This is a genomic window from Rhodanobacter sp. Col0626 (assembly GCF_049994385.1).
Classification (GTDB): domain Bacteria; phylum Pseudomonadota; class Gammaproteobacteria; order Xanthomonadales; family Rhodanobacteraceae; genus Rhodanobacter.
In genome coordinates, this window is sequence record NZ_CP188260.1 from 1,281,827 (window position 1) to 1,299,135 (window position 17,309).

At 64.5% G+C, this 17,309-nt stretch carries 14 protein-coding genes; 3 read left to right on the top strand and 11 right to left on the bottom strand.

Translation table 11 applies throughout. The annotated features are described in order from the left end of the window. Positions 1–51 precede the first annotated feature (51 nt). The 9 genes from bamA to rpsB form a co-directional block, all read right to left on the bottom strand. Positions 52–2,472, bottom strand: a complete 2,421-nt coding sequence (gene bamA / locus ACPPVV_RS05155; RefSeq protein ID WP_426702403.1) for an outer membrane protein assembly factor BamA — start codon at positions 2,470–2,472, stop codon at positions 52–54. A gap of 198 nt (positions 2,473–2,670) precedes the next feature. Further along, entirely contained in the window at positions 2,671–4,017 is a 1,347-nt protein-coding gene (gene rseP / locus ACPPVV_RS05160; RefSeq protein WP_426702404.1) for an RIP metalloprotease RseP, read from the bottom strand. A 36-nt stretch (positions 4,018–4,053) separates the two neighbouring features. Beyond that, positions 4,054–5,229 (bottom strand): 1-deoxy-D-xylulose-5-phosphate reductoisomerase, encoded by a 1,176-nt coding sequence (locus ACPPVV_RS05165; protein ID WP_426702405.1) that lies wholly within the window; start codon positions 5,227–5,229, stop codon positions 4,054–4,056. Position 5,230: 1 nt separating this feature from the next. Beyond that, positions 5,231–6,049 (bottom strand): phosphatidate cytidylyltransferase, encoded by an 819-nt coding sequence (locus ACPPVV_RS05170; protein WP_426702406.1) that lies wholly within the window; start codon positions 6,047–6,049, stop codon positions 5,231–5,233. A gap of 8 nt (positions 6,050–6,057) precedes the next feature. Beyond that, positions 6,058–6,798 carry a polyprenyl diphosphate synthase gene (uppS, locus tag ACPPVV_RS05175; protein ID WP_426702407.1) on the bottom strand — a complete coding sequence of 247 codons (741 nt, stop codon included), beginning with the start codon at positions 6,796–6,798 and terminating at the stop codon, positions 6,058–6,060. 16 nt (positions 6,799–6,814) lie between these two features. Continuing rightward, a complete protein-coding gene (gene frr / locus ACPPVV_RS05180; protein WP_426702408.1) occupies positions 6,815–7,372 on the bottom strand; it encodes a ribosome recycling factor in 558 nt (185 codons plus the stop codon). A 69-nt stretch (positions 7,373–7,441) separates the two neighbouring features. After that, positions 7,442–8,164: a UMP kinase gene (pyrH, locus tag ACPPVV_RS05185; RefSeq protein WP_426702409.1), complete on the bottom strand. Its 723-nt coding sequence runs from the start codon at positions 8,162–8,164 to the stop codon at positions 7,442–7,444. Positions 8,165–8,373: 209 nt separating this feature from the next. Further along, positions 8,374–9,255 carry a translation elongation factor Ts gene (gene tsf / locus ACPPVV_RS05190; protein WP_426702410.1) on the bottom strand — a complete coding sequence of 294 codons (882 nt, stop codon included), beginning with the start codon at positions 9,253–9,255 and terminating at the stop codon, positions 8,374–8,376. Positions 9,256–9,353: 98 nt separating this feature from the next. Continuing rightward, positions 9,354–10,229, bottom strand: a complete 876-nt coding sequence (gene rpsB, locus ACPPVV_RS05195) for a 30S ribosomal protein S2 (protein WP_426702411.1) — start codon at positions 10,227–10,229, stop codon at positions 9,354–9,356. 328 nt (positions 10,230–10,557) lie between these two features. Between rpsB and map the strand changes: the two genes are divergently transcribed. From map to ACPPVV_RS05210, 3 genes are all read left to right on the top strand, one after another. Continuing rightward, complete coding sequence (gene map, locus ACPPVV_RS05200) at positions 10,558–11,322, top strand: type I methionyl aminopeptidase (protein ID WP_426702412.1); 765 nt, start codon at positions 10,558–10,560, stop codon at positions 11,320–11,322. Between the two features lie 156 nt (positions 11,323–11,478). Continuing rightward, entirely contained in the window at positions 11,479–14,127 is a 2,649-nt protein-coding gene (glnD, locus tag ACPPVV_RS05205) for a [protein-PII] uridylyltransferase (RefSeq protein WP_426702413.1), read from the top strand. Positions 14,128–14,207: 80 nt separating this feature from the next. Next, complete coding sequence (locus ACPPVV_RS05210; RefSeq protein WP_426703170.1) at positions 14,208–14,660, top strand: CopD family protein; 453 nt, start codon at positions 14,208–14,210, stop codon at positions 14,658–14,660. Between the two features lie 30 nt (positions 14,661–14,690). On the opposite strand, the gene ACPPVV_RS05215 is transcribed toward ACPPVV_RS05210, so the two are convergent. After that, positions 14,691–16,085, bottom strand: a complete 1,395-nt coding sequence (locus ACPPVV_RS05215; RefSeq protein WP_426702414.1) for an alpha/beta hydrolase family protein — start codon at positions 16,083–16,085, stop codon at positions 14,691–14,693. A 131-nt stretch (positions 16,086–16,216) separates the two neighbouring features. Next, a complete protein-coding gene (locus ACPPVV_RS05220; protein ID WP_426702415.1) occupies positions 16,217–17,227 on the bottom strand; it encodes an NAD-dependent epimerase in 1,011 nt (336 codons plus the stop codon). Between the last annotated feature and the right edge of the window lie 82 nt (positions 17,228–17,309).

Here is a 17,309-nt window from a genome sequence, read left to right on the forward strand (position 1 = left end):
AGAAAGCGCGGCATGGCCGCGCTTTCCGGGTTTCACGATGACCGGGTCAGCTCAGAACTGGCTGCCGAAGGTGAACTGGATCCGTTCCTCGTAGTGGTTGTCCGCAGCTTGCGTGCGGAAAGGCACGGCGAAGCTGATGATCAGCGGCCCGATCGGAGCCTGCCACTGCAGTGACAGACCGGTGGATGCACGCAGCGCGGAGGCATTGAAGCTCTTGTAGTCCTTGTAGACGTTGCCGACATCCATGAACCAGGACACGCGGGCGGTGTTGACGTCTTTCAGGAACGGCAGCGGTAGATAGACCTGCGCGGTACCGAGGACCTTGAACGCGCCACCGATCGGCTGCGAGTAATAGGCGCCGCCGTTGCACATGCCGTTTGAGCTGGGAGCGCTGCCGTCGATGCAGACCCGCGGCCCCAGCGTGTTGTCCTGGAAGCCGCGTACGTCCCGCACGCCGCCAGCGTAGAGGTTCTGCCAGAACGGGAAGTCCTGGCGCATGTCGGTGAGCTGGTGCGTGGGATCCTGCGCTGTGGTGGCTTTTTGCAAGGCGGCGAATTGATCGTCACTGATGCCGTTTTTGCTGTAGGTCTTGCCATAGCCGACCTGACCATCCAGGTACAGCACGAAACCCTTGCCGATCGGCCAGTAATGGTTGATTTCAGTGGACAGCTTCCAGTACTGCACGGTCGAGCCGGGCAGGGCGACATCGGCGTTGGCCGAGATCAGGCCGCCGCGGGTCGGTGCCCAGTAGCCGTTGCGGGTGTCGTGGTTCCAGCCCAGCGTACCGGTCCAGGTGTGGATGGTCTGGTTGCCGATCTCGTTCTGGTAGTCGATCAGAACCTGCGGGCTGTAGCCCTGATACAGGTTGACCTTGTTGCTGCTGATGCCCAGGCCCACGCGCAGAGCGTCGGTCTCCGTGATCGGTATGCCGAGGTAGGTGGAGAAGCTCTTGGCGCTGGTGGCGTAGTTCGCGAAATCGGTATTGCCGTAATCGGTCTTCGAGAACGACGCGCTATAGCCGATGCCGATGTTGTTGTCGGTCAGGTACGGGTTGTAGTAGTTGAGGCCGATATTGGTGGTGATGCTGCTGCGCTCGCCACTGATCGAGAAGCTGTCACCGGTGCCAAAGAGGTTGTTCTGCGACACCGAGGCGTTCAGGATGATGCCGGAGTACTGCGAATAACCGACACCGAACTGCATGCTGCCGGCGGATTGCTCCTCGACCTTGACGCTGACATCCACCTGATCCTGCGTGCCCGGCACCAGCTTCTTGTCGATGTCGACCTTCTTGAAATAACCAAGCCTCTGCAGGCGGATCTTGGAACGGTCGAGCGCGGCCTGCGAATACCACGAGCCTTCGAGCTGGCGCATCTCGCGACGCAGCACGTTGTCCTCGGTACGGGTATTGCCCTCGAACACGACCCGGCGCACATACACGCGCTGGCCCGGCTCGACGTAGAGCGTCAGGTCGACGGTGCGCTTGTCCTTGTCCAGCTTCGGAATTGGGCTGACCTTCGCGTAGGCGTAGCCGATATTGGCCAGCACCGCCTTGATCGCCTTGGTGCTTGCCTCGACCGCCGCGCGGTTGAACGTCTGGTCCTTCCTGATGAAGACCAACTGGCGCATGGTTGCTTCCGGAAGGATCAGGTCACCGAGCAGCTTGACGTCGGACACCTTGTAAATTTCGCCTTCCTTGATGCTGGCGTCGATGTACATCGCGCGCTTGTCCGGCGCAATGGCTACCTGGGTGGAGTCGACGCCGAAATCGGCGTAACCGCGATCCATGTAGTAGGACTGCAGCTTCTCCAGGTCGCCGGAGAGTTTCTCGCGGGAGTACTGGTCGTCCTTCGAATACCAGGACATCCAGTTGGTGGTGTCCGATTCGAAGCCATCGCGTATCGCCTTGTCGGTGAACGCATGGTTGCCCAGGACATTCAGCTCCTTGATCTTGGCGGCCTTGCCCTCGCGGATCTCGATTTCGACGGCCACGCGGTTGCGGTCCAGCCGGGTCACGTGCGGATCGACCGATACGTTGTACTTGCCGCGGTTGTAGTATTGCCGGATCAACTCCTGCTGCACGTTGTCCAGCGCCAGCCGGTCGAAGGTTTCGCCTTCGGACAGGCCGATTTCCTTCAGCCCCTTCTTGAGGTCGTCGGTCTTGATGTCCTTGTTGCCACGCAGCGTCAGCTTGGCGATCGACGGCCGCTCGACCACCTTGATCACCAGGATGTCACCGTCGCGATCGAATTCGACGTCGCTGAAGAACTTGGTCCGGTACAACGCGCGAATGGCCCGCTGGGCCTCGGCACTCGTCAACTGGTCGCCCTTGTTGATCGGCAGGTAGTTGTACACGGTACCGGCGGAGATGCGGCTGAGACCGTCGATGCGGATGTCCGACACCACGAACGGGTCGAACGCGAACGCATTGGCGGAGAGGGAGGCAAGCAGGATCAGCGCGGCGATACGCTTCATCGTCGATTCCGTAGGGTTATTTCGATGGAGCAGCCAGCGTGGCCGCCCCGATCAACGCATGAGGCAGGGACAGGCCCTGCCTCGAAAAAAAGTCCACACTCCGTGGCGGGAGTGCATGGGCTGACACACCACCGCGCCGTACCGTGGCTGGCGCAGACAGACGTGCCTTCGACATGTTGCGATCGCAGGCCATCGGCGTCACGACAGCAACATGCGATGGATGTCGTTGTAGAAAGCCAACCCCATCAGGGTGAACAGCAATGCCAGGCCGATGTACTGGCCGACAACCATCGCTTGTTCGCTGACCGGGCTGCCCTTGATCAACTCCACAAGATAGTACAGCAGGTGCCCGCCATCCAGGACCGGGATTGGCAGCAGGTTGAGGATCGCCAAGCTCAGCGAGATCAGCGCCAGAAATTGCAGGAACCAGGCCGGGCCCATGTTGGCCGAGGCATTGGCTACTTCGGCGATGCCGATAACGCCGGACAGGTTCCTGGTCGAGGCCTGGCCGGTCAGCATCTTGCCGAGCATGCCGAAAGTCTGCGTGGTGTTGCGCCAGGTCGTGCTGAGCGAAGCGCCTAACGCCTTGACCGGGCCATAGTGCACGGTGGCCTGCTCGGGCATCGGCGCGCCAACGCCCATGACCCATTTCCGTGACTGGCCTTCCAGCGACTCCCATCGGGCCGTGACCTTCAGCTGCAGCGGCTGGCCGGCCCGTTCGACGGTGATGGCCAGCGTCGGCGATTTGGCGGCATCGGCCTGTACCAGCTTGCCGAACCCGATGAAGTCGTCGACCGGTTTGCCATTGACACTGACGATGCGGTCACCGCCCTGCATGCCGGCCAGCGCGGCCGGCTGGCTGGGCATCACGGTAGCGGCAATCGCCGGCGGCGGCGCCAGCTGCAACCCCAGAGCGGCGAGGTACTGGCCAACGTCCTGGCCCGGCGGCAGCTCGTTCAGCGGCATCACCAGATTGCGCGAATGGCCGTCGAGGCCACGCACGGTGAGCGGCAGCGGGGTACGCCCGAGCAGGGCGTTGGCCACCGCATCCATCGAATCGGTCCAGGTGGTTACCGCGCGGCCGTCGATGCTGATGATGCGGTCACCGGGCTGGACGCCCGCCTTGGCCGCGACACTCTGCGGTAACGCGGTTACGACGGGTGCCACGTCCGGGCGACCCAGCATGAACATCAGCCAGAACGCGGCCACCGTGAAGATCAGGTTGAAGCCCGGGCCGGCCGCGACGATGGCGATGCGCTTCCACACCGATTTGCCGGTGAATTCCTGGTCGCGCAGGGCCGGATCGACCTCGCCCTCGCGGGCGTCGAGCATCTTGACGTAGCCTCCAAGCGGGATCGCGGCGATCTGGTATTCGGTGCCGTCGCGGCCGATACGTTTCCAGATCGCATTGCCGAAGCCGACCGAGAAACGCAGCACCTTGACCCCACAGCGGCGCGCGACCCAGTAGTGGCCGAATTCATGAAAGGTCACCAGCACGCCAAGCGTGACCAGCAACCAGAACACCGAGCCGAAGAAGGAAGTCATTAAATACCGTAAAGAAACGTCATCAGCACAAGAATATCAGCAAGCATTGCGCAGAACGCGACGGGCCGCCTCACGGGCGACCCGGTCGCGTTCAGCAAGGGTCTGAACATCGACCACGGGCTGCGCCGGCAGTTCCGCAAGGACGGATTCGACGACATCGGCGATCGACAGGAACGGCAACGCGCCGGCCAGGAACGCCTCCACCGCGATTTCGTTGGCGGCGTTCAACACGGCCGGGGCATCGCCGCCGGCGCGCAACGCCTGAAACGCCAGTGCCAGGCAGCGGAAGGTGGTCAGATCCGGCTGTTCGAATTGCAGCGGCGCGCAAGTGGACAGATCCAGCGAAGGCACGCCGGAATCGACCCGTTCCGGCCAGGCCAGCGCATGGGCGATCGCAGTGCGCATGTCCGGGTTGCCCAACTGGGCGAGCACCGAACCGTCGACGTACTCGACCATCGAATGCACGAGGCTCTGCGGGTGCACCACCACATCGATGGCATCGGCCGGTGCGCCGAACAGATGGTGCGCCTCGATGACTTCGAGGCCTTTGTTCATCAGGGTGGCCGAATCCACGGAGATCTTGCGGCCCATCACCCAATTGGGATGCTTGCAGGCCTGGTCCGGCGTGATATCGGCCAGTTCGGCGCGTGTGCGGCCGCGGAACGGGCCGCCGGAAGCGGTCAGGATCAGCCGGCGCACGCCGCCTTTGCCCAGGTCGGGACGTCCGCCGGGCAGGCACTGGAAGATCGCATTGTGTTCGGAATCGACCGGAATCAGCGCGCCGCCGCCAAAGCTCACCGCTTCCAGCAACAGCGGGCCGGCCATCACGATCGATTCCTTGTTGGCCAGCAGCAGGCGTTTGCCCGCGCGCGCAGCGGCAAGTGTGGAGTCCAGGCCGGCGGCGCCGACGATGGCGGCCACCACGGTGTCGCACAAGTTGCCGGATGCCGCCGTGGTCAGTGCGGCATGACCGCTGGCCACTTCGCAATGCACGCCGGCGGCGGCCAGGCGGCGTGCCAGTTCGGCCTCCAGCGAGGGGTCGGCGATCACCGCCAGATCCGGTCGGTGCTGCACACAAAGCGCGGCCAACGCCTCGACCTGGCGATGCGCAGCCAGCACCGTCGCGCGGAAACGCTCCGGGTGGCGCGCGATGACATCGAGCGTGCTGCCGCCGATCGAGCCGGTGGCGCCGAGGACGGCGACGTGGTGCATCTCAGATGTCCAGCAACAACAGGCCGGCGGCGAATACCGGCAGCGCGGCAAACACGCTGTCCAGCCGGTCCATCAGGCCGCCATGGCCGGGGAAAATGGTGCCCGAATCCTTCACCTGGGCATGCCGTTTCATCAGGCTCTCGATGAGGTCGCCAACGATCGAGATCGCCACGGTGATCGCTGCCAGCAGTGCCAGCGCCACCAGTCGGGCGCCACGCACGTCGAGCAGCCAACCGCCGATCTCGGCAACCAGCACGCCGGCCACCATTGCGCCATAGGCGCCAGCCCAGGTCTTGCCGGGACTGATCTGCGGCGCCAACTTGCGTTTGCCGAACGCGCGGCCGCTGAAATAGGCGCCGATGTCGGAGACCCAGACGATCACTAGCGCCAACAGGGTCCACCAGTGACCGTGGGGTTCACGGGCATGGATGCTGGTCAGCGCGACCCATGCCGGGAAGATCACGAACGCGCCGGCGAGCAGTTTCAGCGCGAGGTTTTCGCGGGTCGGCGCGGCCGCGAAGGCGAAATGACGCAGCCACAGGCAGGCCAGCAGCCACCAGGCCACGCCAGCTGCCAGCAGCCATGGCGTAAACGCGGTGGCATGGACGCGCCACAGCAGGGCAAATACGCCGGCTGCAACGACCAGCAGGCCGATGCGCCAGGGGCTGCTCTTCAGGCCGCTGAGCTGGGTCCATTCCCACAGGGCGGCGAGAAAGGCCAGCGCGACGATGGCGGCGAATGCCGCGGTCGCCGGCAACATGATGATCAGGATCGCCAATGGCGTGAGGACCATGGCGGTGAGAACGCGCTGAAGCAGCATGGGAATCCTCAGGAAAGGGGGGTGACCTGCTCGCCGGTGCGGCCGTAACGGCGCTCGCGGCGGGCATAGTCTTCGATGGCCTGGCGCAGGCACGCCTGGTCGAAATCTGGCCACAGGGTATCGGTAAAGTACAGCTCGGCGTAGGCGACCTGCCACAACAGGAAGTTGCTGATGCGGCATTCGCCACCGGTGCGGATGAACAGGTCCAGCGGCGGCAGTTCGGCCAGGCTCATCCATTGGCCCAGCCGGGTCTCGTCGATGTCCTGCGCCGCCAGCTCGCCGCGAGCGACCGCCAGGGCGGCCTGACGAGTGGCCTGCACGATGTCCCAGCGGCCACCGTAATTCACCGCGATGTTCACCTGCAGCTTCGTGTTGCCGGCAGTACGTTCCATCGCGGCGTGCATGCGCTGGCGCAATGGCTCGTCGAATGCGCCCAGGTCGCCGATGAAGCGCAGTCGCACGCCATTGCCGTGCAGCTCGTCCACTTCCTTGTCCAGCGCGCGCACGAACAGGCTCATCAGCGCGCCGACCTCTTCCTGTGGACGCTGCCAGTTCTCGCTGGAGAAGGCGAACAGGGTGAGGGCCTTCACGCCTTCACGCAGGCTCGCTTCGATGACCTCGCGCACGGCCTTGCGACCGGCGTTATGGCCGAAGCTGCGCGGGCGGTGACGCGCCTTGGCCCAGCGGCCGTTGCCGTCCATCACGATGGCGATGTGGCGCGGAACCTGAGCGGCTTCGGCGCCGGGCATGTTGATGTGATGGCGCTCAGAGCGCCATCAGCTCCTCTTCCTTGGCCTTGACCACGCCATCAATGTCCTTCACTGCGCGATCGGTGAGCTTCTGGATTTCGTCGTCGACGCGGCGATCGTCGTCCTCGGTGATCAGCTTTTCCTTGAGCAGATCCTTGACCTGCTGCAGGGCATCGCGGCGCACGTTGCGGATCGCGATCTTGGCGTTCTCGCCTTCGTGACCGACGAGCTTGGCCAGCTCGCGGCGGCGCTCTTCAGTGAGCGCGGGCATGTTCAGGCGGATCACGGTGCCGGCGGTGGTCGGCGTGATGCCGAGGTCCGAGGCCATCAACGCCTTCTCGATGGGCGCCACCATGTTCTTTTCCCACGGCGTGATCAGGATCGTACGCGAGTCGGACAGCGATACGGACGCGACCTGCGACAACGGCATGTCCGAGCCGTAATAGGACACCTTGATGCCGTCCACCAATGCCGTGCTGGCGCGGCCCGTGCGGATGCGCGTGAGGTCGTGCTTGAGCGAGTCGATGCTTTTGCCCATGCGGGTCTGGGCATCGTTCTTGATGTCATTGAGCATGTGGCTTTTCCCGATAAATTTGGCAACGTTCGATTATAGCAGCGGCGGAGCGGTTGCCCGGCGAGGGCATCAGTTTCCGTCGACCAGGGTGCCGATCGACTCGCCCTGCATGATCCGCATCAGGTTGCCCGGCACGGTCATGTCGTAGATGCGCAGTGGCATCTGTTGATCGCGGCACAGCGCGATCGCGGCGGTATCCATCACCGCCAGCTTGCGCTCGATCACGTCGTCGTAGCCGAGCCGGTCGTAGCGGGTGGCGTCGGCGTGCTTGGCCGGATCAGCGGTGTACACGCCGTCGACCTTGGTCGCCTTGAGCAACAGGTCGGCACCGATCTCCACGGCGCGCAACGCGGCGGCCGAGTCGGTGGTGAAGAAGGGATTGCCGGTGCCGGCGGCAAACAGCACGATGCGGCCTTTCTCGATGTGGCGGATGGCGCGGCGACGGATGTAATCCTCGGCCACGTCGTGGATCTGGATGGCGCTGGTCACGCGGGCAAAGCCCCCGCGTTTCTCGATCGCGTCCTGCATCGCCAGCGCGTTCATGACGGTGGCCAGCATGCCCATGTGATCGCCGGTGACCCGGTCCATGCCTGCAGCGGCGAGGCCGGCGCCACGGAAGATGTTGCCGCCGCCGATCACGATGCCGATCTGCACGCCGGTCTTCTGAACTTCGATGATTTCATCGGCAAGACGGCCGATCACCTTCGGATCGATGCCGTAATCGGCTTCGCCCATCAATGCTTCGCCGGAGAGCTTGAGCAGGATGCGTTGGTACTTGGGCTGGTCGCTCATGGGGGCTCCGGATTGTATGAGGTAAACCGCCGCATTATAGCGGCGCGCGGGTGCGACACGCGGCGCGCATGTGATTCTTGTGCGATGCGGGTGACAGGCGTGGCCGCCATCCAAAAAAAGAAGGCCGCGATTGCTCGCGGCCTTCGTTCGAAACGGGTTTGTGGAGAGCCCGGCCATGGATGGCCGATCTCTGCCTGTCGGGCTGGCGGTTACGCCAGGCCCGCCTGCTTCATCACTTCGGCGGCGAAATCTTCGGTGACTTTCTCGATGCCTTCGCCAACGGCCAGGCGAGCGACGGAGATGACCTCGGCGCCTTCCTTTTTAAGCGCATCGGTGACGCTCACGTTGGTGTCCAGCACATAAGGCTGACCGAGCAGGGTGACTTCGGAAATGATCTTGTTGACCTTGCCGGCGACGATCTTCTCGAGGATTTCGGCCGGTTTGGCCTTTTCCTTGTCGGACATCTGGCTCAGTGCGATGTCTTTTTCCTTGGCCAGGAACTCGGCCGGAACGTCCTCGGCGCGGATATGCGCCGGGTTCATCGCTGCCACGTGCATGGCGATGCCTTTGGCCAGCTCCTCGGAGCCGCCCTTCAGCGCCACCAGCACGCCGATGCGGCCGCCATGGATGTAGCTGCCGATGGTGCCGTCGGTCTCGATGCGGGCCATGCGGCGCACGTCGATCTTCTCGCCGATGGTGGCGATCAGTGTCTTGGCAGCTTCTTCCACGCTGGCGGCGCCCGGATAGGCGGCAGCCTTCAGCGCGTCGACGTCGGCGGCGTGGGAGTTCAGGGCGACGTCGGCGACGGTGTCGCTGAACTTCAGGAAGCTGGCGTCCTTGGCGACGAAGTCGGTCTCGCAGTTGATTTCGACCAGCACGGCCTTGCCGGCGGCCTGGGCGGCCACGATGCGGCCTTCAGCGGCGATGCGGCTGGCCTTCTTGTCGGCCTTGGCCAAGCCGGACTTGCGCAGCCATTCCATCGCGGTATCGATGTCGCCGTTGTTCTCGACCAGCGCCTTCTTGCATTCCATCATGCCGGCCCCGGAACGCTCGCGCAGCTCCTTGACCAGTTGGGCGGAAATATTGCTCATCATTAGTCCTCAATGCTTGAATGCGCCGTAGCCTGTGCCGGCTACGGCGCGGTTATCGCGTGCGGATGCGACGGCGGGATGAGCCGCCGTCGTCGCGCTTACTTGGAGGCAGGCGCGCCATCGTTGCGCGGGCCGCGGCCGTTGTCACGACCACCGTCACGACGCGGAGCGCCCTTGCGCGGGGCGGCGTCACGGCGCGGAGCACCGGCCTTGCGATCGATCTTGGCGACCGGGTTGCCTTCTTCGTCCAGTTCGACGAAGTCGTTGGCGTCGCCCTGGGCGGCGGCCGGAGCGGCAGCCTTGCCTTCGAGGATCGAGTCGGCGGCAGCACGGGCGTACAGCTGGATCGCGCGGATCGCGTCGTCATTGCCCGGGATGGCGTAGTCGACCAGTTCCGGGTTGTAATTGGTGTCGACCACGGCGATCACCGGAATGCCGAGCTTCTTGGCTTCCTGCACGGCGATGTCTTCGTGGCCGATATCGATCACGAACAGTGCGTCAGGCAGACGGTTCATGTCCTTGATGCCGCCCAGCGAGGCCTGCAGCTTGTCGCGTTCGCGACGACGGGCCAGCACTTCGTGCTTGACCAGCTTCTCGAACGAACCGTCGGTCTCGGCCGCTTCCAGTTCCTTCAGGCGCGACACGGACTGCTTCACCGTGCGGAAGTTGGTCAGCATGCCGCCGAGCCAGCGCGAGGTGACGAACGGCATGCCGGCACGGGCAGCCTCTTCGGCCAACGGCTCACGCGCCGAACGCTTGGTGCCGACGAACAGGATCGTGCCGCGCTTCTGCGCCAAGCCCGACAGGAAATTCATCGCGTCGGTGAACAGCGGCAGGGTCTTTTCGAGATTGATGATGTGGATCTTGCCGCGGGCGCCGAAGATGTACGGAGCCATCTTGGGATTCCAGTAACGGGTCTGGTGACCGAAATGGACGCCCGCTTCGAGCATCTGGCGCATGGTGACTTGGGCCATGGGTGTAACTCCAATTGTGTGAGTCTGAATTCAGACTCGGGGGTTGGGACCTCCACGCATCCCCGGCTTCGACCGCGACTTGCCCGATGATAGGAATGGGCGAGGCGCAGCACCCCGAAGACGGTGCCGATGCGTGTGTGGCGTTGGTTTGGGTGTTGTACCGCACAGGGTTACAATCCCGGTTCGCTTTGCACTGGCTGGCCGTCAAAACGGATATGTCAGCCCTGCAAAACTCCGAAATTGTAGCCGGTACGCCGGCAGTACGGCAAGTTGCCCGGAATTCAATGACTTGAGCCCGAGAGCTTCTGCCGCCATATGAGTGGAACGCATGGCCATTACCCTGAAATCCCCTGAAGACCTTGAAGGCATGCGCGTTGCCGGCAAGCTGGCGGCCGAAGTGCTGGCCATGCTGAAGGATCACGTCAAGCCGGGCGTCACCACCGAGGAACTCGACCGGCTTGCCTACGAGCACATCGTCAACGTGCAGAAGGCGATTCCTGCCAACGTCGGCTACCACGGGTTCCCCAAGACCCTGTGCACCTCGGTCAACCACGTGATCTGCCATGGCATCCCGAACGAGGGCAAGGTGCTCAAGGACGGCGACATCGTCAACCTCGACGTCACCGTGATCAAGGATGGCTGGCACGGCGACACCAGCCGCATGTACATCGCCGGTACGCCGTCGGTGCTGGCCAAGCGGCTGGTCGACACGACCTTCGAGGCCATGATGCGCGGTATCGAGTCGGTGCGTCCGGGTGCCACCCTGGGCGACATCGGCCATGCGATCCAGCAGCACGCCGAGGCGGCCGGTTTCAGCGTGGTCAAGGAGTACTGCGGCCACGGTATCGGCAAGATCTACCACGACGAGCCGCAGGTACTGCATTACGGCAAGCCCGGCACCGGTGTCGAACTGAAAAAAGGCATGACCTTCACCATCGAGCCGATGATCAATGCCGGCAAGCCGCAAACCCGCCAGCTGCCCGATGGCTGGACCGTGGTGACCAAGGATCATTCGCTGTCGGCACAGTGGGAGCACACCATCGCCGTCACCGACGATGGCTTCGAGATCCTCACGCCCTGGCCGGATGCCTGACGCCCGGTTCTGTGGGGGCGACTTCAGTCGCGATGTCTTGATCCTGTCTTCCCCGAAGCCGCGAGGCCGGGTGGCTGAAACCGCTTCCACACAGATGCCGGCAGGCTGCTACTTTCGTGCGGGTCGGGCAATGCCCGCGGAGTGCTGCACCAAGCCATGATGTCGACGCTCGCCACTGCAGTCATGCCGCCGTTGCCGCGCCTGCCGGTGGCGGTGCCGCGTTCCGGTGTTTCCGTCGAAGCGCGTCGCGCGCTGCGGCAATTGCTGGGCGATGTCGACCGCGCGCTGGCCACGGCGTTTCGTGATGGCGTCGATGCCAGCGCGCTGGCGCGACGGCGTGGCGAGTCGGTGGCGAGGGTGGTCGTGCATGTATGGATGGCCTGTCTGGGCGAAGTGGACGGCGCGGCGTTGTTCGCGGTGGGCGGCTTCGGCCGCGGCCTGCTGTTTCCTCATTCCGACGTGGACCTGCTGGCGCTGGTGACATCGCCCGCGTCGGCGCGGGTGCGTGCGCTGGAACAGTTTTTTGCCACGCTGTGGGATATCGGGCTGAAAGTCGGCCACGCCGTGCGTGATCCGACGCAGTGCCGCGCACTGGCGGCGCAGGACCCCAGCGTCTTTACCAGCTTGCTGGACGCGCGCCGACTGGCTGGCGACCCGTTGTTCGACGAACATTTGCGGGCGATTGTCGATGATCCTTCGCTATGGCCGCCGCAGGATTACCTGGCGGCCCGGCTGGCCGAACGCGATGCACGGCACGCCCGTTACGACGACACCGCCTACAACCTGGAACCGAACCTCAAGGATGGTCCCGGCGGCTTGCGCACGCTCGATTCGTTGCGCTGGATGGGCCGGCGGCTGGCGCATACCAACGACCTGTCCGACATGGTCGTCGAAGGGCTGCTCGATCCGGCCGAGTTGGCGGCACTGGAGCAGTCCGAGACCACCTTGCGCCGTTACCGTTATGCGTTGCATCTGGAGGCCGGGCGGCCGGAGGAGCGCCTGCTGTTCGACTATCAGCGCGCACTGGCCACCCGGCTCGGTTTCCAGGACGAACACGAGAAAAACCTCGGCGTCGAGCAGTTCATGCAGGGCTATTACCGCGCCGCCAGCCAGGTCGAGCGGCTCGGCGTGCAGGTGGCTGAGCGCTTCGAAGAAATGCTGGAACCACCAGGCGAGGCCCATCCGGTAGGCGACGCCTTCGTGCGCTACGGGTCGCGATTGGCGGCGCTCGATCCGCAGTTGTTCATGCGTCGGCCGGCAGCGCTGGTGGAGATTTTCATCGCGCGGATGGATCAGGCCGGCGTGGTCGGTTTCAGTGCCGACGCCATGCGTCGCATCCACCAGGCCACGGCTGTTCACGGCCATGCGCTGGCGGACGATCGCGAGGTGCTCGCGGCGTTCCTTCGGCTGCTGCGCCGTGGCGCACCTGCCGTGGAAGCGTTGTGGCGGATGAACCGGCACGGCCTGTTGGCGGCGATCCTGCCGGCGTTCGGCAAGGTGTTCGGACGCATGCAATACGACCTGTTCCACGTCTACACGGTCGATGAACACACCTTGCGCGTGTTGCGCAACATGGCCCGCTTCGCCGACCCGGCGGCACAGCGGGAATTTTCGTTGGGTCGCGAGATCTGGGCCAGCCTGGCCAAGCCCGAAGTGCTGCTGTTGGCCGGACTGTTCCACGACATTGCCAAAGGCCGCGGCGGCGATCATTCGGTGCTGGGCGAAGAGGAGGCGCGCGCGTTCTGCATGCGGCTCGGCCTGCCGCCGGCCGATATCGAGCGGATCGCCTGGCTGGTGCGCTGGCACTTGCTGATGAGTACCACCGCACAGCGTCAGGACATCACCGATCCGGACGTGGTGCACCGGTTCGCCGAGCTCGTCGGCGATCGCGAGCGGCTTGGCCAGCTATACCTGCTGACCATCGCCGACATCATCGGCACCAGCCCGCGGTTGTGGAACGGCTGGAAGGACCGGCTGTTGTCCGATCTGTACACCGCCACCCGTTATGCCCTGCGCAGTGACGTCGAGCTTCCGCGCGACATCGGGGTGCGCGTGCAGGAATGCTCGGAATACGCGTTGGCCCTGCTGATGAACGAGGGTCACTCCGAGGCGGACGTGATGCGGGTCTGGGCGGATTTCCCACAACTCAGTTTCCTGCGCCACCGGCCCGAGCAGATCGCCTGGCAGACTGCAGCCATCATGCAGGCACGAGGTGCTTTGCCGCTGGTTGCCGTGCATCCGTTGTCGGTGCGCGGGAGTACCGAGCTGTTCGTCTACACGCCGGATCGCGACGGTTTGTTCGCCACGGTGACGGCCGTGCTCGACCGGTTGCGCTTCTCAGTGGTGGAGTCGCGCGTCCTCAGTTCGCCGACCGGCATGGCGCTGGACACCTTCCTCCTGCTTGACGCGGACAGCCAGCAGCCGGTCAGCCTCGCCCGTGCGGAAGAGCTGGAGCAGCGACTGCAGCGCGCACTGATGCAGTCGGCCGGCGTGCAGCCGAGCAAGCGTGGAATGTCGCGTCATCAGAAACACTTCCAGATGACACCGAAGATCGGTTTCCACGCCGCCGGCGACCGCACCCAGCTGGCCCTGGTCGGCACCGATCGTCCCGGCCTGCTGGCCGCGGTGGCGCAAGTGATGCTGAGTACCGAGGTGCGCGTGCACGATGCGCGCATCGCCACGTTTGGCGAGCGGGTGGAGGACTTCTTCCAGCTCACCGATCGGCATAACCAGCCCCTTGATCCAGCGCTGCAGGAGCGGCTGTTGCAGGCCCTGCTCGAAAGAATCGGGCCGACCAGGGAATGAACGCCGCAGTCGTGAGGTGACGTCGACGTCGCGCGCTATCATCACGGTGCTGCGCGTTGCAGCGGCCACGCATGCCCACCATGACTGTCTATCTGCTGATCAAGTCGCTGCACCTGCTGTTCGTGATCGCCTGGATGGCCACGGTGTTCTACCTGCCGCGAATTCTGGTGAACCTGGCCGAAACCGCCAATGAGCCCGCGGTGCAGGCACGACTGCAGTTGATGGCGCGGCGGTTGTACAAGTTCGGCCACAACATGTTCGGCATGGCGTTCGTGTTCGGGGTGGTCCTGTGGCAGGGCTGGCGCGTTTTTCCGGCGACGATGCCGAATGTCACGAGCGGCATGCACTGGATCGATGCCAAGCTGACCCTGGTAGTGCTGTTGCTGGTGTATTTCATCGGGTGTGGTCGTCTGCTCAAACGCAGGATCGCTGGCGGTGCGTTGCCTTCGTCGCGAGCCCTGCGCTGGATCAACGAGCTGCCGGTGCTGTTGCTGCTGTGCGTGATCTACCTGGTGACCGCCAAGCCGTTCTAAGCCGTGGCCGGCAGGGAATGGCGACCGCGGTTACGGATGGTTGGCCGTCGGCATGCCGGGTGTCGTCCCGGCGGAAGCGGGACGCATGATGCGCGCCTGCCCATAATCGTCGTCGAGACGTCCGTGGCGCGCGAACTCTGCCAGCATGCGGAAATAGCCCGGCGGGTAGCGCGTGGAGATGCGTTCGCCGTGCTTGCCCGTCTCGAATTCCGTCATGCCATGCTCGGCGTCAGGGTAGAGCGCCAGGGTGATCAAATGGCCGTGGGCAATCAGTCCTCGAAGCCGGCGTGAGGTTTCGGCACTGGGGGCCTCCAAGTCCTGCCCGCCGAGCACCCATAGTTGCGGCACCGTCAGCGCGGACAGGGTTGGCATCGGGTCGTAGTGGAACGGAGTGCCGAAGCGGAGGGCGGCGCCCTTGCTGGCGACCTCCTCGCGATGGATCGGCAGGATCATCCAGGTGTAATTCCCGTGGACGTCCTTGTACCAGGGCTCGTGGCGATACTTTTCCCGGATGGCGTCGAGTTCGTCGAAACCTTCGGTAAAACCGCTGGCGATCAATCGCTCGGCTGCCGCGCCGATGGCCTGGGCCTTGGCGACGATGTCCGGGTCGTAACCCTTCAGCTGCATCTCCAGCGCGATCTCCTGCTGGTCCTCGTCGATCACCGAGACGGCCAGGCCGAAGCTGACGATGGCGAAGTCCACGCGCTCGCGCCGAGCGGCCAGCGGTACCACCCAGCCGCCCTGGCTGCCGCCTTGGTAGCCGATGCGACCGAGGCGCTTTCCCGCGAGCCTCCGGGCCTGATGCATCGCGGCCACCGCGTCGTCGGCGAGCAGTTCGAAATCCTGCGTGTAGCGACCGCTCGAGTCGCCGGTGCCGCGCTTGTCGTAGACGAACGCGCCCACGCCCTGCGCAGGCAACATGCGTTGCAGGGCATAGATGCGGCGCGCGGAGGCGCGTTCGGCGCCGTGCACCAGCACCACTACCGGTACCCGCGCATTGCCCGCCGGCAACACCAGCCTGCCGGCCAGTTGCGTGCCGTGCGATGTGAAGCGCGTTTCGGTCATGCGCAGCGAAATGCGCCGACCGTGCTGGCCGTCGAAACGCAGGCAGGCCGCGGGACAGGTGTCGAAGCTAACCTCGATGCCGTCGGGGCGCCCCGTCCAGCCATAGCTGCTCTTCCACTTTCCTGGAGCGACCTGCGTGAGCGCACCGGTGCTGCCGTCGAGTTTGCGCCAGCGCAGGGTGTCACCTTCGGAAGGTGCGACATCGACGAGCTGGCCGTCGGCGAGGCGATAGGTACCAACCTGGCAGGATTCGCTCGCGCGGGCTGCCAACGGCGCCGTCACGACGAGAAGCATGAGCAGGCCGCGAATGATTCGCCGATGTGGAAGGCAGTGCGGCTGCCGCGCATGGGTATAGGGCATGGAGCCTGATCCGGTGGGGACAGGGTGCGGGGCAGGCGCCCCAGGACATGGATACGGCATCGGCCTCTGCGGTTGCACCGGCCCGGATCCTCGCAGTCCCCGGGGACACCGAAGGTTGCGCGGTCTGCGTCTCAGTCTTGCCCGTGATATTCCCGATACCACGCCACAAAGCGGGCAACGCCATCTTCGATGGATGTGCCGGGGGCGTAGCCCACGTCACGACGCAACGCCGATACGTCGGCCCATGTATCGGGCACGTCGCCCGGCTGCATCGGCATCAGGTGTTTTTCCACGGTACGTCCGAGGTGCTGTTCCAGCAGCTCGATGAAGCGCAATAGCTGCACCGGCGGGTCGTTGCCGATGTTGTAGACGCGGTACGGCGCGCTCGACGTGCCGGGATTTGGCCGTTCCGCGTTGTATGCGGGGTCGGGCGTTGCCGGCTGGTCGAGCGTGCGGATCACGCCCTCGACGATGTCGTCGATGTAGGTGAAGTCGCGGCTGTGACGACCATGGTTGAACACGTCGATCGGTTCGCCACGACTGATCCGGTCGGCGAACAGCATCGGCGACATGTCCGGCCGGCCCCACGGTCCGTACACCGTGAAAAAACGCAGTCCGGTGGTGGGCAGGTCGTAGAGATGGCTGTAGGTGTGCGCCATCAACTCGTTTGCCTTCTTGCTGGCGGCATACAGGCTGACCGGATGGTCGACCGCATCCTCCACCGCGAACGGCAGCTTGCGGTTGGCGCCGTAGACCGAGCTGGATGATGCGTAGACCAGGTGTTCGACCTTGTTGTGGCGGGAACCTTCGAGGATGTTGACGAAGCCGGCCAGGTTGCTCTGCACGTAGGCGCGCGGATTCTGGATCGAATAACGCACGCCGGCCTGTGCCGCCAGGTTCACCACCCGCTGCGGCTTGAACGTGGCGAAGGCGTGGTCCACCGCATCGGCGTCAGCCAGGTCGGCGCGCTGGTGGGTGTAGTTGGGATGGTCGATGAAGTGCGCCAGGCGCGCCTCTTTCAACGCAGGGGCATAGTAGTCGTTGTGGTTGTCGAAGCCGTGGACCACATCGCCACGCGCCAGCAGGCGTTGTGCCAGGGCGGCGCCGATGAAGCCGGCCGTGCCGGTGACCAGGATGCGCATGGATGATCCTTGCAGTGAGCAACGCTTTGTATCGCCCAAGGCTTCTCCACATGGCTGTCGGCGCGAGGATTGACAGCGGATT